The following is a 20,225-nucleotide window of genomic DNA, read 5'->3' as shown; positions in this document are numbered from 1 at the left end:
GTTCATTACGAATAGATTATATGTATTTGAATAAATAAACTAAGCCAGCTTCTGTGAAATTCTTAATTTATCTGCCACCATGGCAATAAACTCCGAATTGGTGGGTTTGCCCCGGTCAACGTTAATGGTATAACCAAAAAATTTGTTCATCATTTCCACATTGCCACGATCCCAGGCCAGTTCAATGGCATGACGGATTGCTCTCTCTACCCGGCTGGCCGTGGTATTATATTTTTCGCCAATCATTGGATATAATTCTTTGGTAATGGCTCCTAAAAGACTAACTTCATCAATGACCATTAAAATCGCATCTCTCAGATATTGATAGCCTTTAATATGAGCCGGAACGCCCATCTGATGGATGATATTGGTTACCTCCGCATCCAAATTTTTGGCTTTAACAGGTAAGGAGGGTGCCGGAGCGCTTGCTTTTCCCCATGCTAGTTGGCGTACCCGATTACCCAGCACCTCCAGATCGAAAGGTTTCAGGACATAATAATCTGCACCTAATTGCACTGCTCTTTGGGTCGTTAATTCATGTCCCAGAGCAGAAAGGATAATGACTTTTGGTCTTCCGTGAATTGAAAGATAGTCCAGTTTTTCCAACACTCCGATGCCGTCCAAATGGGGCATGATGATATCCAAAATCAAAACATCAGGTTCTGTCTGTTCCACCAATTCCAAGGCTTCAAGACCATTATAAGCTATTCCGCACAATTGAAAATCATCTTGGTTTTGAAGATAATCTTTCATAATTTCGCAAAAATCCCGATTATCATCAGCGATTAAAATTTTAACTTTCTCTTCCATAATAATTACCCCGCCTTCAAAACATATATTTTTCTATGTTTATTTTTTCCATTGTTTATTGTTCGACAGCTTAAGATGGTATTCCTCCCAAACACACTTTTGAAATAGTGTTTTTATTCTTACAAATTAAACATAAAAACCGGAGATTTCGTCATAATCTCCGGGAAGGATGCTGCTTCTTTATGAACAATTCCTGCTTCTAAAATCATCCATTCCGCCAGGCAGCCATATCCTTTGGTGGGGTCATTGACGAAGACATGAGTTACGGCACCGACCAGTTTTCCCCCCTGTATGATGGGGCTGCCGCTCATACCCTGGATAATTCCGCCTGTCGCTTTCAAAAGCTTGGGATCTGTAATCTGAATGATTAATCCTTTACCTGTAGGTTGATGCTGAGGCAAGACACGTTCAATCTCAATGTCGAATTTTTCCAGTTTGTCTCCTGCAATGACGGTAATTATTTCAGCAGGGCCTTCGGATATTTGATTGGATAATGCAATGGAAATGCCGTTTTTGAAGAAAGGATTAACCAAGGGTTCTTCTAATTTTCCAAATATCCCAAAATTAGAATTAATCTCTATATTTCCTTCTAATTCTTTGCCATCAAAGAGGCCGATTTTTTCCCCAGGATCGCCCTTTTTTCCCGGCTTAATGCCCTGAATGTCCGCTTTCACAATGCGGCCCTTTTCCGCTTGATCAACGGTATCCAAATCAGCAATCATGTGACCTAGAGCACCATATTTTTTGCCTTTAGGCTCATAAAAGGTGATCGTACCAACCCCGGCGGCATTATCTCTGATATAAAGACCAATGCGATACGTTTTCGTGTCCTGGCAAAACTCCGGCTCAACGGAAATTATTTTTTCTTTACCATCTCTTCTCACTAATAATTTCAATGTTCCTTTTGCTCCGAATTGATGAATTAATTCAGCAGCATTTTTTTCATTTTTGATTTTGCTGTCGTTAATTGCTAAAATATTATCTCCTAACTCAATACCGGCTTCTTTGGCGGGATATGCATAGGTTCCGTCATTCCGATAAACAGGTGCATGTCCTACCGCCATAATACCCTCGGTTTGCAGCATAACACCTACAGAATGTCCGCCGGGGATCACTTCAATCTCAGGCAGGACATCAACCATCATGTTCTTAATGGGGATGACGCCAAATAATTTTAAACTCAGATTTAATTGCCCAGGCTCTGTCACTACTGCCTGCTCACCATTATATTTGTATATTTTTTGCGTAACCGGGTAACCATTAATTTTAAGAACATTGTTTTTATTGCTTTCCACATATACACTTAAATGATGATCAATTCCTGGGGTCAGCAGCTGGGGCAGATTAAGGGCATCACCTACAGAAAGCTTTTGTTCACTGGGCAGTAAAAAATACGAATAAAAAGCGGTAGTAAATGAAGTACTGAAAATAATAATGAGCAGCAGAACTTTTTGAAGGATGCGTGGCTGGGGGGGCATTTTGATCACTCCTCACGTTGATTTGATTTGATATCCTGGCTAAACTTAAGTTAACCTTTTCATTTTTCTTTTATCCTCTTCAATAGAACATCAAGGTGAGGTTTTTGTTGCCAGATGGCTCAAAGCCATATCCGATTACACTTTTTGATTATTAAGTAATTTTTCGCAGCAAATAAAAAAGTGCCCCAATTGGCACTTAAAATCAAAGATGTTAATTGAATTATATTTGTAGCATATCATTACCGTCATTTCCCATTTTCAGCAATTCTTTGGCCTGGGATAAAGTTACTTCCGAAACCTGATCTCCGGTGAGCATTCTGCTTAGTTCCAGTACAACCTGGTCACCGGTTAATTTTCTGATCACGGTGAAGGTTCTTCCTTCTTTTTCTTCTTTGGAAATTTTTAAATGTTGATCTGCAAAAGCGGCAATCACCGGCGCGTGGGTGACGGAAATAACCTGACAAGACCGGGCGATGGTTTTTAACTTTTCCGCCACATTATAAACTGCTTTTCCCCCAGGCCACTGTCAATTTCGTCAAAGATCAAGGTGGGGATTTGATCCAATTGGCTTAAGATCACCTTGAGCCCCAACATAATCCGGGATAATTCTCCGCCGGAGGCAATTTTGATCACCGGTTTCATTTCCTCTCCCACATTGGGACTGACCAAAAAAGCCACCTTATCTTTACCTGTCCGTCCATCATCTGCTTCTGTAACGAAAACGGAAAATTGCGCGGACTTCATATGCAGTTGATGTAATTCCTCTGTCACAGCCTGGGAGAGGGCCTGTCCTGCCTCATGTCTTAATTGTGAAAGATGGCTGCAAATATGCTGATATGATTCCTCCGCTTGATGTAAGGAAGCATCAATTTCTTTAAAATCCGTTTCCTCCTCGGCCAAGGCAGCTAATTCTTCCTCTGCTTCCCGATAATATGTAAGGATGTCTTGAATGGTCGCCCCATATTTTTTCTTCAGCTTATTGATTAAGAGCAGTCTCAGTTCAATTTCATCCAATCGTTCCGGGTTGCTGTAAACGTTCCCAGCGTAATCAGCGATTTCTCGGACCAGATCTTCAAGTGTGAAATTCAAGTCATTTAATTTTTCGAAAATTCCTGCAGCCTGCTCATCTAAAAGAGCGATCTCCTGGAATAATTGCACACTTTCATTAATTAAATCCCCAGCACCCTTTTCCCGGCCTCCATACAGTTTCTCATAAGCCATTTTACTGTCCATGGAGATTTTTTCACTATGCTGCAGCATTTTTCTTTCTTTTTCCAGCTGCTCATCCTCACCCAAGGTTAAATCCGCCTGTTCAATTTCAGCCATGAGGAATTTTAAATCATCTTCTTTTTGGGCCGCACCCGCTGTTTTCGCCTGCCATTTTTCTTTTTGCCGGCGCAAATCCTTAATTCTTGCATATGCTGCCCCGGCTTTTTCTTTCCAGGATAAAACTTCCTGCCCACCGTAATGATCTAGGAGAAGTAATTGGGTTTCTTCTTCCAAGAGGCTCACATGTTCATGCTGACCATGAATGTTGACCAATTTTTTGCCCACCTCTTTCATAAAGGAGAGGGGAACAGTGCGGCAATTAATGCGACAGGTGTTTTTGCCGGATCGGGCAAGCTCCCTCATGATAATCAAGGTATCATCTTCCCAGGAGAATCCAGCCTCCAGCAAGAGGTTCTTTAAGTCCTGGGAGAAAGAACCTTCAAATGTACCCTGAAGTACTAATTTATCGGCACCGGAACGAATAAAATCCTGGGAGCCCCTGCCGCCGATGATCAGACCTAAGGCATCGACGATTAATGATTTGCCGGCTCCTGTCTCACCGGTTAAAACGTTAAACCCCGGAAGAAAATGAATCGTAGATTGTTCAATGAGTCCAAAATTCTCCACATATAATTCTTTTAACATGTAAAGATCTCCCTCAATTTTTCTCTGATCCTCTTTAGTCCAGCAATGCTTGTAATTTTTTCAAAATCGCACCTACCTGATCCTGAGGTTTGATCACGACAATAACAGTATCATCCCCGGCGACGCTGCCGATAATTTCCTGCCAGTCCAAATGATCAACGCAGGAACCAATAGCCTGGGCTGCTCCGGGCAGGGTGTGCAGCACAATAATATTTTCACTGAAATCCATATCGGTGATGCTGTCTCTGAACAATCTTCTGGTTCTTTCCAGGATATGAAGGTTGGGTGCTTGCCTATGGATGCTGTATTTTCCGCTGTTTAAGCCGGTGGGAACTTTTAAGAAACCTAGTTCCTTAATATCCCGGGAAACAGTTGCCTGGGTTACGGAAAACCCCAGTTCTTTTAATTTTTCCGTCAGTTCCCCCTGGGTTTCAATATTTTCATGTTCAATGATTTCCTGAATCTTTCGTTGACGCGCTGCTTTCATTGTATAGATGCCTCCCCTGACTTCTTTTGCATGATCATGACAAACGGAGCCAAATGATGATTGGGAAAGGAAATTTTCATTACATCCCATTCTTTGGGGGATAAATCTGCTGCCCATCCCTCTACTGCATCTCTTTCCGCCGGACCCCCCGGATGCCCCCAATAGACTACCAGTACCAAAAGACCATAATCCTTTAACAGCAGAGCAGCTTTTTTTAAAGCACCCAGGGTTGTCCCGGCGGTGGTAATAATCCGGGTATCTCCTCCGGGCAGATAACCTAAATTAAACAAGATCGCATCTACCTTTTCCCCAATTACTTCATCCATCCTTTCATGGCTTTGATGGAACAGGCAGACTTGTTTTTCCATCCCGGCATCATCAAGAAGTTTCCTGGTTTTCATAATGGCTTCTTCCTGAATATCAAAGGCATAAACCTTGCCTGACCTTCCTACTAAACCTGCCAAAAAGAGGGTATCCCTGCCGTTACCTGCCGTAGCATCAATCACTAAAGAACCTGGTCCAAGCACTTGAGCCAGAAATTGGTGAGACCACTCCACGGCGGATTTAACAGTTTGGTTCTTTATGATAACCACCGCTTTCCCGCAGTTTTGCCCGAAGCACATCAGCGAATGATTTGCTGTTCAAGCGTACCAGCCTGGTATGGAGGGGAGATTTTTGCACAATAACCTCATCCCCTTGTTCCAATCGATATCCGTTTTGACCGTCAATGGTTAGCATGACATCCTCGGAATCGGTATTTAAAACCAGATGAATTTGATTGTTGGCTCCAATCACCATGGGACGGGAAAACAGGGTATGAGGACAAATTGGGGTCATCAGCATCAATTCGATTTCCGGAAACACAATCGGGCCTCCGGCCGACAAGGAATAGGCGGTGGAACCGGTAGGCGTGGAAACAATAATGCCGTCGGCGGAATAGGTATCCAAATATTGGTCATTAACAAAGGCATCCAACAAAATCATCCGGGAAAAGGATCCTTTTGCCACCACTACATCGTTTAGAGCAATAAATTCCTGAATGATCTTGTCTGACCTTTTTAGTTCACAGTGCAGCATCATCCGCTCTTCCAAGGAATATTCTCCTTTGACCAACCTTTCCAGGGATTCAAAAAGATGCTCCAAATCCACTTCCGTTAAAAAACCCATATTGCCCATATTGATGCCTAAAATGGGGATTTGATGGGGTGCTACCAGCCGGGCACTGTTTAAGAGGGTACCATCCCCGCCCAAAACAATTACCGCATCCAACCCGTTAAATTTCTGCGCTGTTTCAGCCAAAACATCCTTGGAAATACTGCAATACTGGCTTTCGTGCTCATATGCCGAAATATTATGCTCTTGTAACCAGGTAACAATTTGACCCGCAACATGGGAGGCATTCTTTTTTGTCATATTAACGACCAAGCCGACTGATTTCATTTTCTTCGCTCCACTCTATCCAGCTTATCCGATAACTAACTGCCACAACCCCGCTTCTTGCGGTGAGATAAGTGGCACTAAGTTCCTGGATAACGATTTCTACGCTTCAGATGGAGTTAAAAACTCCGCCTGACGCAAAGAACTCTGTTTATGCATAAATTTTAATCAATTATCAGCATTTATGCAACTTGAAATATAGAAAACTTGGCTTACGCCAAGCCGAAGGCTTAGCGGAAGCCTTAGTTGCACTTATACTTTCAACCTTTTAATTAAAAGTTATACTTTCTGAAAGTATAAAGAAAAAAGCCTTAAAAGGCTTATATTCTAAATTTTTCCTTTCCCTTTTAATTGATGAAAGGCATCTTTGACCAAATTTTCAACCATTTCTGCTCTTATTTTTTCATCCATGCTTTCAGTCTGGAAAGCTGGGGCAGGAATTCGTTTTAAGAAAACCAGGTATTCAATATTTCCTTCAGGACCGGTAATCGGTGAAAAAGTCAGTCCCCAGGGATACAGATCATGGGTTTCGCTGGCTTCCAGTACATGAGAGATGACCTCTTGATGGGTTTTGGGATCCCGCACCACACCTTTTTTCCCCACTTTATCCCGGCCGGCTTCAAATTGGGGTTTAATCAAGGCCACGATACTGCCTTCCGGCTTGAGAAAATTTTTAATCACGGGAAGAATTTTATCCAAAGAAATAAAGGAGGCATCAATAGTCACCAGATCCACAGCTTCCGGAATTTGCTCGGAGGTAAGATAGCGGGCATTGGTACGTTCCAGGACAATCACCCGGCTGTCCTGGCGTAACTTCCAATCCAATTGACCATAGCCCACATCCACGGCATAAACCTTTTGGGCGCCCTGCTGCAAAGCACAATCCGTAAAACCTCCCGTGGAGGCCCCGATATCCAGGATAATCAGGTCCTTTAAATCCAGGGAAAATGCTTCGACGGCCTTGGCCAGTTTTAATCCGCCCCGGCTGACATAGGGTAAGTGGTTCCCCAATATTTTGATTTCAGCATCTACCGCCACTTTTGTTCCCGCTTTATCAATTTTTTCCCCATTGACCAGCACAATACCGGCCATAATGGCCGACTTGGCTCTTTCCCGGCTGGGAAAGAAGCCTTGCTCCGTGAGAATATTGTCCAACCTGTCTTTTTTCATGCCTTACCTCTTATTTCCGGCCTCTTTCGCTTCTCCGGGAAAGTCCATTTTTTCAGCACGCCTTCTGCGATGGCGGAGGCAGTTAAATCATGAGCCTGCCGCAGCTGAGCGGGAGATCCCTGTTCGATAAAAGCATCCGGCAGCCCGATATTGAAAATTTCGGCCCCTGTGTTTTCCAGATTTAATAATTCCAGGCAGGCACTGCCAAAACCACCGGCCAGCACATGTTCTTCGATAGTAACGATGCGTTTTGTCTTTTTGGCATATTCCACAATTAATTCATGATCAAGGGGTTTGATAAACCGGGGATTCAGTACCGCAGCACTGATCCCCTGCTCCTTTAACTGTTCCGCCGCCTGAAGAGCCGTATAAACCATGGGGCCAACCGGGATCATGGTGAGATCATGACCTTCTAGAACAACCTCACCTTGCCCCAATTGGATCACCGGATAAGCTTCAGTGATTTCAACTCCCTGACCTGCTCCCCTGGGATAACGAAGCACGGTAGGACCCTGGTATTTTACCGCCCAGGCTAACATGCCCCGCAGTTCGTTTTCATCTTTGGGCGCCATCATCACCAAGCGGGGCATATGGCGCAGCATAGAAATATCAAAAATCCCATGATGAGTTTCCCCGTCTTCTCCTACTAATCCGGCTCGGTCCAGAGCAAAAGTCACCGGTAAATTTTGCATAGCCACATCATGGAGCACCTGATCATATGCTCTTTGCAAAAACGAAGCATAAATCGCCACCACAGGATGGAATCCCTGGGCAGCCAGTCCGGCGGAAAAAGTTACCGCATGCTGTTCGGCAATGCCCACATCAAAAAAGCGTTGAGGATATTTCTTGGAGAACTTATCCAGTCCAGTGCCGCCGGGCATGGCGGCTGTAATCGCCACTATATTATCTTGGTTCTTAGCCAAATCCATCAAGGTCTCACCAAATATTTTGGTATAAGCAGGCGGGCCTTCTTTTTGGAACACCTTTCCGGTGGCCGGATCAAAAGGACCTACCCCGTGAAAAATATCCGGATTGGCCTCTGCCGGCGGATAGCCCTTGCCTTTTTTGGTAACCACATGAACCAAAACCGGCCCTTTCAACTGGTTGGCGTTGGAAAAAACGGTTTTCATGGCCCCGATATTATGGCCGTCAATAGGACCGAGATATGTAAACCCCATATCCTCGAACAGCATGCCGGATACGACAAAGTATTTGAGACTATCTTTAAACCGCTCCACCGTCTTGGCCACCATGGGTCCGACTTTGGGAATTTTGTTTAATAATTGTTCAAGCTCTTCCTTTCCTCTCTCATAGCGGGGGTCTGTCCTCATGCGGCTTAGGTAGCCGGACATGGCACCTACGTTAGGAGCAATGGACATTTCATTATCATTCAGTACTACAATCAGGTCGGTATGCAAATCTCCCCCATGATTTAAAGCCTCAAAAGCCATCCCACCGGTGAGGGCGCCGTCCCCGATCACGGCGATCACTTTATGGTTTTCTCCCTTGAGATCCCTTGCTATGGCCATACCCAGGGCAGCAGAAATGGAAGTGCTGCTGTGGCCGGTATTGAAACAGTCATGTTCGCTTTCAAAGGTTTTGGGAAATCCGCTTAATCCTTTATACTGCCTCAACGAAGTAAACCGGCATTTTCTGCCGGTAATGATTTTATGACAATAGGACTGATGTCCTACGTCCCAGATAATTTTATCTTTTGGAGAATCATAGATTTGATGCAAAACCAGAGTTAGCTCCACAACACCAAGACTTGGCGCTAAATGTCCTCCGGTGCGGCTGACATGGTCAATCATAAAAGCACGAATATCTGCTGCTAATTCTTCTAATTCTTGATTGGACAAATGCTTGATATCTTTGACGTCTTCGATATTTTCCAAAGGCCTCATGCTTTAATTTCCCTTTCCTTGCCTTTTCGCTGTTTGGTTAGGCCTCTTAGGCTTTTTTTGAAACAAGGACATCATCTGTCCCACGATCAGGATAATTTTATCCGCTCCGCGGATCGCCATGTTTTTTCCCAAGGCCTTGCCGCCTACTGTCAGGGAAGAGACAATGCCGATCATTGCCGTACCTACGATCCAATCCTCAACACTTCGGAAAGTTGGAGCAAGGCTGACCGCAATAATGGCGCCGACGGAACCACTCACCGTACCGCAGATATCCCCCACCACATCGTTGCAGAAATTGGCAACCTTATCAGCATTTCTTACGAGCCAAATGGAATTCTTTGCCCCCGGCAGCTTGCGGGATGCCCGGGCATGAAAAGGAGCTTCTGTGGCTGCCGTAGCCGCCGTGCCCACAATATCAAAAATAATGCCCACTAAAATAATAGCTAATAAAAGAGCAAAGGCAAAAATCATTGAGCTGACACGTTCCAGAAAGAGCTGAGAATAACTGCTGATCACAATGGCGATAAAAAAGTACCTAAAGCTACCACAAGGGCATGCTTCACAGTACTTTCTTTTTTATTACTTTTATTATTACCCAAAAATTTCACTCCATACTATATTGAACCAACTATACCAGTAAAAAAGAAATATTCAGGTGATAGTCCCTTAAGTAAACATTGCTGCTTAGGTCTGGCAGGCTTTCCCATTGATCGCTCCCAATTGTCACCAATTTGGCGGTTTCCCTTTATGCATCAATCTGCAGCGTCACCACTACAGGGCCAGATTACCACTTAGTCAGCACTTTAATCCTTAAAAGACCTCACGTGCGTAAACAGTCTAGGAGTTTTCCCCAACAGCTCCCTTTGACTTCTAGCCTCTTTTGCAGAGATGGTTTCAGTCCCTATCTTCCCAATATTATATGGTCTTAAATATTGGTCCGGGATTGCAAAATCCACCACCACCACTCAAGGCAGGCTACACTGCACCCAGATTTCACCGAATGCAGGTTCATCCCAAGCCATAGTGCCTTATTCGACCAAGAATAATTTCCCACGCACTTGGGTCTCCACGGAAGCGGGGTCAACGCCTACATGCCATTGCAGATCGCCCCACATCCTTAACCCCCAGCACCGACCCCCGACTGGGCGTCGAAAGCCAACGCCAGGAACTTCATCGATATGCCCTTAACGGATTTTTAGGCCCGTTTTCAAAGTCAAACTTTACTGACTAGAATACTGCATCACCCGTTACTGTTCATATTATATCATGTGTTGTTTCTTTAGAACAAGAAACATTTGAGGGTTATATACCGTATTATAGCACAAATTAAGATAATTTATAAAGATTGAAAGGTGATTTCTTATTTCCACGCTTTCAATCATCAATTATCTGGTTCTCTTGAATCATCTAGTTCTCCCGATCGATCACCTGCCGCGCAAGGGCGCGGAGCGGATCTGCACCGGCAGGCAGCTCTATCAAATATTGCACTGCCTTTTCAACCGACTCCCTGGCCAACTCTTGGGAGCGTTCCAAGCCCAGAAAGGAAGGATAAGTAATTTTCTTTTGTTCCTGATCACTGCCTGTTGGTTTGCCCATTTTTGCGGTATCCCCAATCACATCCAGGATATCATCTGTGATCTGAAAAGCCAGGCCGAAGTTTTCGGCATAGCCGGTTAATTTTTCTAACATTTCAGGATTACAACCGGCTAAAACAGCGGCGGAACGAATAGATGCTGCAAAGAGGGCCCCAGTTTTGTTGCGGTGAATGGTTTGTAATTCATCCAGACCAATTTCTTTATTTTCGGCCTCGATATCCAGCACCTGGCCCACAATCATGCCTTTTAAGCCGGCACCATCTGTCACTTCATCAATGGCGGTCAACAATTTTTCCGGAGACGCACCCTTTTCCTTGGGGCTCACCATCAGCTTAAAGGCATAGGTAAGCAAAGCATCACCGGCTAAAATGGCCTGAGCTTCACCGAATTTTTTATGGCTGGTCGGTAAGCCACGCCTGAGATCATCGTTATCCATGGCCGGCAAATCATCATGAATCAAGGAGTAAGTATGGATCAATTCCAAGGCGCAGGCAAAGGGCAGATAAGGTTCGGACGGTTCTTCAAGCGCATCCAGGGTTGCCAGAAAAAGAACGGGACGCAATCTTTTCCCCCCGGCAAAAATACTATAGCGCATGGCTTGATGGAGCACCTGAGGTTTTAATTCTGCTTCCGGCAATAAGCGATCCAGTTCCTGATTAATTAAATTTGCCTTTTCTTTCAGATACAAATCAATATTCACTTTCCTGGTTCTCCTCTTCACTCTCTTCTGACTCTTCCTGCTGCCTTTCTTTTAAACTCTTGGAAAGCACCTGGATCTTTTGCTCGGCCTCATTGAGTTTTTGATAACAGGTCTGCACCAGGCCGACTCCTTCTTCAAATAATTTCAAAACTTCATTTAAAGGAAGGTCACCTGATTCTAAGGATTTCACATTTAATTCTAATTTTTCCAATGCTTCTTCAAATGTTATTTTTTTCGCGACCATCAAAGATCCCACCTTTTTCTTTCGATTGCACCTGACAATGGATATTCCCTTGGGCTAAAACCACCTGGACCAGATCCCCCTCGGCCACCTCCGCTTCGGAAGTAATAACTTTTGCATCCTTCAAGCAGACAGCATATCCCCGGGATAAGGTGGTTAAGGGACTGAGCATATCCATTTTTTCCGCCAACAACTGATATCTGTTTTTCAGGTCTTTCATTTTATCCTGTATTTCTCTTTCCAAAGTCAGCTTTAAGGTGTCCAGATACTGCTCTTTTCCCTGGAGGAGCCTTTCCGGATTATGAAGCACAGTTCTTTGTCCCATATAAGCCAAGCGCTGCCGTCCTAAAGTCAGGGTCGAAGCTGCGGCCTTTTCCATTTTGCTCTGCCACAGAGATATAGTCTTTAATAAGTCTCTTTTCACCGGTACAGCCATTTCCGCAGCTGCCGAAGGAGTAGCCGCACTCTGATCGGCGACGAAATCAGCGATGGTAAAGTCCGTCTGATGGCCCACGGCGGAAATAACCGGTACCTGAGAATGAAAAATCGCCCGCGCCACTTCCTCCATATTGAAAGCCCATAAATCTTCTAAAGAACCGCCGCCCCGGCCAACAATGATCACATCCAGCTCCTTGACTTGATTTAGAACCTGAATGCCACGGACAATTTCCCCGGCCGCACTTTCCCCCTGAACGGCTGCCGGGGCCAAGACAATATGAATATTAGGAAAGCGAGCCAAAGCTACTTTTTGAATGTCTTGCCATACCGCGCCTGTGGGTGATGTCACCACACCGATTTTCCGAGGCAGAAAAGGGAGCGGTTTTTTGTGTTGATCATCAAAAAGCCCTTCCTTTGCCAGTTTGGCTTTCAGCTGCTCAAAAGCCAGGTGCAGGGCACCCACTCCTTCCGGCTGCATTTCCTCCACATAAATCTGATAATTGCCGTCCCGTTCATAGACAGACAAATAACCTCGCAGCAAAACACTGATCCCCTGTTCAGGCTCAAATTTTAAAGCAGCCGCCCGGCTGCGAAACATGACACAACGTACAGAGCTGGTTTGATCTTTTAAAACGAAATAACGATGTCCCGAAGAGTGGGCCTTATAATTGGAGATCTCCCCTTTGGTCCAAAGGTTGCTGAGCAGAACATCATCTTCAATTTTATATTTCACGTAAGTATTAAGCTCACTTACGGTAAGAATTCTTTTATTCAACAAATTCCTGTCCCCATTTATTTCATTTGATTTGAATTCATTCCATGACCATTTAATTGATTACTGATAAGATAATAGCATCATAGCATAATTGCTTCCATAAATGCAAACATTAGAAAACCTGGTTTTGCAGTGAATCAAAAAAAGCAAAAAAATAAGCCATGGTTTCATTTCAGATCATATTTCAGATCATTCTGATGGAAACCGTTTGGCTTAATAACAGGCCATTTTAAAAATTGCCCTAAACGCGTAATATACTTGGGGCACCTGAACACCTCATTTCTTTTTTTATTTTTTGTTTATGACAATAAAAAAGATAATGGGGATAAAGAAATGGACTGACTGCTTAACTTAAACTAATAACCAAATTTAAAGGCCAACAATGGCTAAAATGGTAAAAAGAAAGTAACAGACGGCATAAAAAGAAACCATCGGAACATCCAGCTTTTTCATTTTTATCCCTCCCTTGTTCTTAAAATCACTTTCACATTTACACATTATATTTAGCAATTATCGTGCCAACATTTGATAAACTTAGTTAAATCGTCTTGCGTCACTCCTATGGCGGCGCTGGGATGAAGCCTTAATAGATTTCACATAGATCCGTGTCAAATTTTGGTCAGTTTTTAGTCATTATTTAACAGAAACCTGACACAGGTTGACAGGGTTTTGGTCATCCTCTGAAAAGTTATCCGGCTCATCACTTGAATCCGGGGGGTAAGATGTATTATTATTAGATTTGATATTGGTATTGATATTGATATTAGCTACCAGGTCGCACAACATTCAGAATAAGGAGTGTGGAATGATTGTTACAGCCACAGGAACTCTATCGTAAAAAGATTGACCAATACACCGCCCGCATCCGGGAACTGGAGAAAACCGGCCAAAGAATCAGTAATTTTCGCTTATTGATCTCTTTGGGGGGACTAGGTCTGATCATTTATCTCTATCTCCAAGGAAAAACTAATGCTTCAGCCACCGTTTTTATCATTACCGCCGCTGCTTTTGTTTTTTTCGTCTTAAGGCATCAACAGTTGAAAAGAGAACTGAAGCAGGTGCAGGCGCTGCTTCAGATCAATCAAAAATCCCTGGATCGTCTTTCGGAAGACTGGACTCACTTTCCTGATACAGGCAGTGAATTTATCGAAGACAGTCATCCTTATGTGGTGGATTTAGATATTTTCGGCAAGCGCTCTCTCTTTCAATTAATGAACACGACCAACACTTTCTTGGGGCGTCAAAAATTAAAGGAGTTCCTGATGGTTCCCATGGATGATCAGGATCAGCTCCAAAAAAGACAGGAAATGATTTATGAACTGGGTGACCATCTTGACTTCAGGCAAAGACTGGAGGGGGAAGGGATGCTGTCACCTTCCATTGACAAAAATCCTGAAGAATTGTTTCACTGGGCCGGTATTTATGACAATAGATGGAATCGACCTTTTCTGCGTCCTTTGCTTTATCTCAGTCCTGCGGTTCTGATTCTGCTCACGGTCTTTTCCCTGCTCCAACCCCAGCTGATTCCGGTTTATCTCCCTCTGTCCCTGTTCATCCTTCATGGTCTGGTGCTTTATTATTTTAGTAAAGATACCGCCCCTGCTTTTGCGGTTGCGGAAAAATATCATCAGCACATGAAAACCTTTCAGGAAATGATAACCATCTTTGAAAAAGAAAAATTCTCCTCCCCTCAACTCAAAAAAATGCAGTATCAATTACGAGGGGAAAACAACCAGCCCGCCTTTCAACAAATTGAAAAATTAGGTCAGGGAGTTAAAAAAACCTACATTCGTCATCATCAGCTCTATCTGATTTTTAATCTCTTTACCTTATGGGATTTTCAAGCCATGACTGCATTGGAGAGGTGGAAAAAAGAATCCGGGCCTGATTTAAAAAATTGGCTGAGCATCTTAGGGGAAGTTGAGGCCCTATCCAGCTGCGCTGTACTGGCCTATGATCATCCTGACTGGTGTACTCCGGTGATTAAATCTGAAAATTTTGGCATCAAAGCCAAAGCACTGGGTCATCCCCTGCTGCTCTCCTCAACCAGGGTCGCCAATGATGTGGAAATCAGCCGCCCGGGGGAAGTGCTCTTGATTACCGGATCCAATATGTCTGGGAAAAGCACCTTTCTGCGCACCATCGGGATTAATTTGGTTCTGGCATATATGGGTTGTCCCGTTTGTGCTAAGGATTTTCAGGGCAGCTTTTTTAAAATTTACAGCTCCATGCGTATCAATGACAATCTGGATACGGGAACCTCCTCTTTCTTTGCCGAACTTTTACGGATTAAAACCATTTTGCAAGAAACGGAACAAGGTATACCGGTGCTCTTTCTTTTGGATGAGATCTTTAAAGGCACCAATTCCCGGGACAGGCACACGGGAGCTAAGCATTTAATCAAGAAACTAAGCCGTACCGGATCAATTGGACTGGTTTCCACCCATGATCTGGAGTTAGGGGATCTGGCCAAGGAAGGTACACAAATAAAAAATTACCATTTTGCAGAATATTATCAAAATGGTAAAATTTACTTCGATTATAAAATTAAACCCGGTGTTTCCACCACCAGAAATGCTATTTTCCTGATGAAAATGGCCGGTATCGATATTACGGAGGAATAATAGTTCTTTTAAATTTCACTCCAGGGGATCAGCCTGGCCTGGTCTCCCTCCGGAGTTTTCTCAATTTGATAAAGAGCCAGCATCTCCTCGTTGATGGGAGTAGTTTTTAAGTCCTGCACCACATCCGGAAGCATCTCCGGCTCAAATTTTAAGGATAATCCGCAACTGGCGGTAATGCTTCTGGGGGTTGGTATCAAAGTAACAGGAAACCGTTCTTTAAGCGTTTTTTCTGTGATGATGGCATAATGGGTTGATTGAAAAGATATGACATTAAAAACTTTATTCATGAGATTCACTCCTGATCATTATTTTATCCTGTTCCTTTAGATGTGAATCACTTTCGCCGCTTCGTTCATTTTTTCCACAATGGAATACATATTGGTCACATCACCGATGGCAAGTTGATCCTTTAAGCCAAAATAATCCAGGCAGGTTCCGCAGGATAATAACTCCACCCCGGCATCTGCCAGGATTTTTAAATAATCCAATACGGGAGATCCCTCCGTCGATAAGTTGACACCTGCATTTACAAAAAGGAGGGTCTTGGGATAAGGTTGGGCTTCCGTCAGAGCATAAAAATAACTTTTCATTAAAACCTGTCCCAGTTCATCCGAACCGGAACCCATTTTATCGGTGGAAAGATAGATTATGGTATCACGATCACCCGCAGGCCTTCTCTCTGACACTTTTTCTGCTGCCGGCACCGCCGGATTTATTTCCATACCTTCCCTAGCCTTTTCCTTCTCCATACGGAGATGAAATAATCCTGTTTTTTCTGCTACTGTGACCTGATAACCTGCGTTTTCCGCTAATTTTTTTACATTTTCCCGGGCGGCCTCATTATCAACAATGGTAATGATCAAATCTTCCGGGTTGCTTTCCATGGCTTTTTTAGTTTGAATCACCGGTACGGGACAGTTTAATCCCCGACAATCTATTTCAACTGACATTCATGCTACCTCCTGCAGCTTTCTATTCTCCTTTTCCTAAGTATATTATAGGTTTCTCATCTCTCCCTTACCAATCAAATTTTTTTATCATAATTTTGCCTTGATAAATAATTTTTATCCGATAATTACCCTGACCCCTGACATACCATTACCCCCCCTATCCCTCCCCTTAACCCCCCCTTTTCCTTCTGTAAAGCCGGATATTTTCTGGTGGTTAAATCTCTTTCCCTGGGATATAATAGAAAGAAATGAAGGGAGGAAAAGATTTGAAAAAACTGGCTGTTAAAATTACCTTGCTGCTGTTGCTGATGATGGCATTATTGATTACCGGATGCAATAATAGTACAGAGCCAACCCCTAATCCCAATCCTAATGAACCCCCTCCGGGACAGGAAGAACCGGGTAATACAGAGAAACCGCCGGAGGATAAAGTAACTCTTGGTGACTACCTTCCTCTGACGGTAGGCAGCACCTGGCAGTATCTGGGTGAAGGCAATGAATATGCTACCTTTTCCCGGGAAGTCATGTTTGCCCAAGGAAACCGAGCTCAAATTAAAGAGGATAACGGCGGTACCGTGAGTGCCCTTGTATATGAAGTCACAGAAGATACAATCACCACCATCTATTCTCAAGGCGAGTCTTATGAGAATGAAAACTTTTTAGATGCAGAACCCAACGATGACTTGATCATTCTGAAAACCCCTTTAGAGGTGGGTACAAAATGGGAAACGAAAGACGGTACCCGGGAAATCATCGATCTGAATGCTTCCCTGGATACACCGGCCGGAAAATTTGATCAGCTGATAAAAGTGGAAATAATTTATCCTGATTCCACCATGTATGAATATTATAAAGCTGGCGTCGGTCTGATCAAAAGAGAATTTCTCTCGGAAGGTTTTGAGGTCACTTCCACTTTGGAGAAATACGAAATCAAGTGAATAAAAGTAACCTATACATTTCATAGCTAACAAAATTCAAAAAAACAGGCGGCAGAAATTCATTCCTGCCGCCTGTTTTTTTTTGCTTTCTGATCTCTTATTCCTAATGACTCTTATTTCTTGGCAATGGTAATTTCACCCTTGATCCAATCCACCTGATAGCCTAAGTTCTCTGTCACCATGCGCACCGGGATCAGGGTGCGGCTGTTTCGGATAATCGGCGCCGTATCCGCCGGTTGATTCTTTCCATTAACGATGGTGTGTTCTTTATCATTGACCCAAAGATCAATCATGTTCTGAGGGAAAAGAATCCGCACCTTTTTCTCATCAGCCGTCCAGTAAACCCGTCCGCCCAAAGCTTCGATAATGAAACGGGCCGGAATATAGCTGCGTCCATTTTCCAAAATGGGCCCCTGATCAATTTGCTGCTCCCGGTCATTGACCAGCATTCTCTTTTGATTGACAAATAATTTTAACTTGGTATCCTGGACCTTCGTTGCACTGGGGGCCGTTGTTTTGTAAGAAATCTGATCGAAAAGAATCGTTCCGTCAGTAGACTGATGTCCGGTGGAATTCTTGAGATTTACCACATAAACCCTTTTTAATATGGGATTTTCCATGGCTTGAGGAAAATCAACGCTCACTTCCTGCCAGCCGGACCAATTTACTTTGTCTGCTAAGGTAAGGTAGCTGGTTTCCCCTTTCTGATTAACAATCTCCGCCCGCAGCCAATAATTGTTATTGTCCCCGTATACCCAGAGGTTAAGACCATTAGCAGTCCCGGAGAAAGGCAGACCCTGAGTTCCAAACTGACCATATGCTGCCTGCACGTCTGCTGAGGCTTTGGCAAAATCATAGCTCAAAGATCCGCTGGCTTGCCCTGCTTTTTTCTCGGTATTATTTAAGACAAATTGCCCGGTAACCTCAGCCGGAGTGCCCAAAAAGCCGATCTGAGGTTGATTTTCAAAATCCATAATCACTTGAGATGTAGTTCCAATGCTAACCGGCACCATTTTGCTGAAGCGGTCATAAGTGCCCACCAGCCAGCCGCTCCCCGGAGTCATGCCTGCTTTAAATTCAGCGGGTCCGGTTTTTTCTCCGTCCACGTTGATCCATTCCCAATTAAATAAGGAGGCATCTACTTCCCTTCTAGCACCGTTTTTCGTTGTGATCACCGGCTTCAGGGTCACAGTCTGTCCCGGATTTAAGAGCAGGGAGTCCGTATTGAAACCCATTTCCTGAATTCCGTCCCGTCCGATGATTTCTACATTAAATTGCTGATTGATCTGATTGGAATGAGCCTCAACGATGGCAGTGCCCACCTTCTGCCCTTGCAATTGGTTCCCCTGTACCGCAGCCTTGTCATTTTTTGACTGCCAGGTCATATTTGAATCCTGCATATTAAGGGGATTATCGTATTCATCAATGGCTTTTAAACTCAATTCTGCCTTTTCCTTCATTAACAAAAAGGATGGTCCGCCAATCACAAAATCTTTTAATGTTCCCTGAGGAGCGGTGGAATACAAAGCTAAACCATTGGGTACGTTTCTCAGATTGCCTTGTTCCGGCTGATTCTTAAGGGAAGGGGTGAAATCCCCCGGGGATCTGCTCAGCACGGTGGTAGAACCGCCGCCGTCAAGATTGACACCCTGAGCGACACCTAACTGCACCATAAAATCCGCCAGTTCCGTCAAAGTCATCCCTGTACTGGTGCCGCTTTTTTCTACGCCAATCCAATAAACGTATTTTTGATCCTGGGAAATCCCCACCGCGGACCGGGCCCGTGATCCAGGAATATCCCGGGTAAATTGAGCACGTTTTCCATTGGCAACTAAAGGAGTATGGGCGCCCATGACAAACTGCCAGTCATCTCCCTGATCAACGGAAAAATCAAACTCCACTTCTGCGCCGGCATATAGATTGTTAACTAAGAAATTAGCCCCTAAACCATGGCCTAAGATCACATAATCATCCCGGGAAATCCTTTTTGGTTTTTCATTGAATAAGATTTCCGACACTTCATCATCCTGCACTAAAACATAGACATAAGTGCCTAGGGCTTCACCCGGTAAGGCAGATACATCCCAGTCATTGGTGAAAATGTTGATTTTATCGACACAGGAAAAAGTCTTATTGACAGCAGCCACAGGGAAAGATGCCCCATTATCTGCGATCAGGGAGCCTTGAAAGGAAAAAGGAAGAATCCTTGGCTGACCTCCATCTGTCATGGCAAATCCACTTAAGCCATCAATGGTGGTGGTAGGCGTGGTAATCCATTTTTCATCTTTCATTATTGGCCCAAAAAGGCTGCCTGTAGTCATATCAAAAAAGTCACCATTGATGGCAGCAATGGCCTTATTCTCCTGGGCCATGTTGGCAACATTTTGATTTTTACCTAATTTACCGTCAATACCGTAGATCACATCCATTTTTATGTAAGGGTCCTGAATATTAATTTTGGTGACAAATACTTTGGAGGTACCCGAGGCGGTTTTCACCGTATATTGCTGAAGCACGGCGCCTCTGGTAATGGTTTCTTCAGCGATGGGTTTGACCGCTGCTGCAGCTGCAGCGTGACTGGTGAGAAAAGCACATAAGCACAGTAGGATCATCGAAAACATCAACTTACTTTTCAGACATCTTTTGCGTTTTAATTTCGGCATCTCTTAATCTCCTATTAAAATTATAGTTTGTCTTACCTATTTAAAGACGAAATATAAATCCCATATGTTCCAAAAAATATGTTTAAAAAAACAATATGTTC

The 20,225-nt window shown here is 43.8% G+C and carries 18 protein-coding genes; 2 read left to right on the top strand and 16 right to left on the bottom strand.

The genetic code is table 11. The annotated features are described in order from the left end of the window. Window positions 1-39: 39 nt before the first annotated feature. The 13 genes from spo0A to xseA all read right to left on the bottom strand — a co-directional run bounded on the left by spo0A (window position 40) and on the right by xseA (window position 12,949). Window positions 40-810, bottom strand: coding sequence for a sporulation transcription factor Spo0A (gene spo0A / locus CEQ75_RS12440; protein WP_089611079.1), 771 nt, complete (start codon window positions 808-810; stop codon window positions 40-42). 119 nt (window positions 811-929) lie between these two features. Continuing rightward, window positions 930-2,288, bottom strand: a complete 1,359-nt coding sequence (gene spoIVB, locus CEQ75_RS12435) for a SpoIVB peptidase (protein ID WP_089611077.1) — start codon at window positions 2,286-2,288, stop codon at window positions 930-932. Between the two features lie 220 nt (window positions 2,289-2,508). Beyond that, window positions 2,509-2,784, bottom strand: coding sequence for a hypothetical protein (locus CEQ75_RS12430; protein ID WP_089611075.1), 276 nt, complete (start codon window positions 2,782-2,784; stop codon window positions 2,509-2,511). After that, window positions 2,769-4,202, bottom strand: coding sequence for a DNA repair protein RecN (recN, locus tag CEQ75_RS12425; RefSeq protein ID WP_089611073.1), 1,434 nt, complete (start codon window positions 4,200-4,202; stop codon window positions 2,769-2,771). Before recN ends, CEQ75_RS12430 begins: the two co-directional genes overlap by 16 nt. Window positions 4,203-4,236: 34 nt before the next feature. Then, a complete protein-coding gene (argR, locus tag CEQ75_RS12420) occupies window positions 4,237-4,689 on the bottom strand; it encodes an arginine repressor (RefSeq protein ID WP_089611072.1) in 453 nt (150 codons plus the stop codon). Then, window positions 4,686-5,282: a tRNA 5-(aminomethyl)-2-thiouridylate-methyltransferase MnmM gene (gene mnmM / locus CEQ75_RS12415; protein WP_242965172.1), complete on the bottom strand. Its 597-nt coding sequence runs from the start codon at window positions 5,280-5,282 to the stop codon at window positions 4,686-4,688. Before mnmM ends, argR begins: the two co-directional genes overlap by 4 nt. Then, complete coding sequence (locus CEQ75_RS12410; protein WP_089611068.1) at window positions 5,254-6,129, bottom strand: NAD(+)/NADH kinase; 876 nt, start codon at window positions 6,127-6,129, stop codon at window positions 5,254-5,256. The genes mnmM and CEQ75_RS12410 overlap by 29 nt, the downstream gene beginning before the upstream one ends. A gap of 324 nt (window positions 6,130-6,453) precedes the next feature. Further along, the gene (locus CEQ75_RS12405) at window positions 6,454-7,296 is read right to left on the bottom strand and encodes a TlyA family RNA methyltransferase (RefSeq protein WP_089611066.1); all 843 of its coding nucleotides are present in this window, start codon (window positions 7,294-7,296) and stop codon (window positions 6,454-6,456) included. Further along, window positions 7,293-9,200, bottom strand: coding sequence for a 1-deoxy-D-xylulose-5-phosphate synthase (gene dxs, locus CEQ75_RS12400; protein WP_089611064.1), 1,908 nt, complete (start codon window positions 9,198-9,200; stop codon window positions 7,293-7,295). Before dxs ends, CEQ75_RS12405 begins: the two co-directional genes overlap by 4 nt. A gap of 3 nt (window positions 9,201-9,203) precedes the next feature. Then, window positions 9,204-9,671: a hypothetical protein gene (locus CEQ75_RS12395; RefSeq protein WP_089611062.1), complete on the bottom strand. Its 468-nt coding sequence runs from the start codon at window positions 9,669-9,671 to the stop codon at window positions 9,204-9,206. 936 nt (window positions 9,672-10,607) lie between these two features. Beyond that, window positions 10,608-11,495, bottom strand: a complete 888-nt coding sequence (locus CEQ75_RS12390) for a polyprenyl synthetase family protein (protein WP_089611060.1) — start codon at window positions 11,493-11,495, stop codon at window positions 10,608-10,610. Continuing rightward, window positions 11,485-11,739 (bottom strand): exodeoxyribonuclease VII small subunit, encoded by a 255-nt coding sequence (xseB, locus tag CEQ75_RS12385; RefSeq protein WP_089611059.1) that lies wholly within the window; start codon window positions 11,737-11,739, stop codon window positions 11,485-11,487. The genes CEQ75_RS12390 and xseB overlap by 11 nt, the downstream gene beginning before the upstream one ends. Beyond that, on the bottom strand, window positions 11,714-12,949 hold the full coding sequence (gene xseA, locus CEQ75_RS12380) for an exodeoxyribonuclease VII large subunit (protein WP_089612620.1): 1,236 nt from the start codon (window positions 12,947-12,949) through the stop codon (window positions 11,714-11,716). The genes xseB and xseA overlap by 26 nt, the downstream gene beginning before the upstream one ends. Before the next feature lie 809 nt (window positions 12,950-13,758). Here xseA and CEQ75_RS12375 point away from each other — a divergent pair. Continuing rightward, the gene (locus CEQ75_RS12375; protein WP_089611057.1) at window positions 13,759-15,573 is read left to right on the top strand and encodes a MutS family DNA mismatch repair protein; all 1,815 of its coding nucleotides are present in this window, start codon (window positions 13,759-13,761) and stop codon (window positions 15,571-15,573) included. An 8-nt stretch (window positions 15,574-15,581) separates the two neighbouring features. Here CEQ75_RS12375 and CEQ75_RS12370 read toward each other — a convergent pair whose 3' ends face one another. Further along, window positions 15,582-15,860 carry a putative Se/S carrier protein gene (locus CEQ75_RS12370; RefSeq protein ID WP_089611054.1) on the bottom strand — a complete coding sequence of 93 codons (279 nt, stop codon included), beginning with the start codon at window positions 15,858-15,860 and terminating at the stop codon, window positions 15,582-15,584. Window positions 15,861-15,896: 36 nt separating this feature from the next. Further along, window positions 15,897-16,523, bottom strand: coding sequence for a sulfurtransferase-like selenium metabolism protein YedF (gene yedF / locus CEQ75_RS12365; protein ID WP_089611052.1), 627 nt, complete (start codon window positions 16,521-16,523; stop codon window positions 15,897-15,899). Window positions 16,524-16,789: 266 nt separating this feature from the next. Here yedF and CEQ75_RS12360 point away from each other — a divergent pair, with 266 nt between their 5' ends. Further along, a complete protein-coding gene (locus CEQ75_RS12360) occupies window positions 16,790-17,461 on the top strand; it encodes a hypothetical protein (RefSeq protein ID WP_089611050.1) in 672 nt (223 codons plus the stop codon). Between the two features lie 113 nt (window positions 17,462-17,574). Here CEQ75_RS12360 and CEQ75_RS12355 read toward each other — a convergent pair whose 3' ends face one another. Beyond that, window positions 17,575-20,124 carry a stalk domain-containing protein gene (locus CEQ75_RS12355; RefSeq protein WP_089611048.1) on the bottom strand — a complete coding sequence of 850 codons (2,550 nt, stop codon included), beginning with the start codon at window positions 20,122-20,124 and terminating at the stop codon, window positions 17,575-17,577. Window positions 20,125-20,225: the final 101 nt, after the last annotated feature.

This window comes from Dehalobacterium formicoaceticum (assembly GCF_002224645.1).
GTDB lineage: Bacteria > Bacillota > Dehalobacteriia > Dehalobacteriales > Dehalobacteriaceae > Dehalobacterium > Dehalobacterium formicoaceticum.
This window is presented reverse-complemented; position numbering and strand designations above follow the sequence as displayed.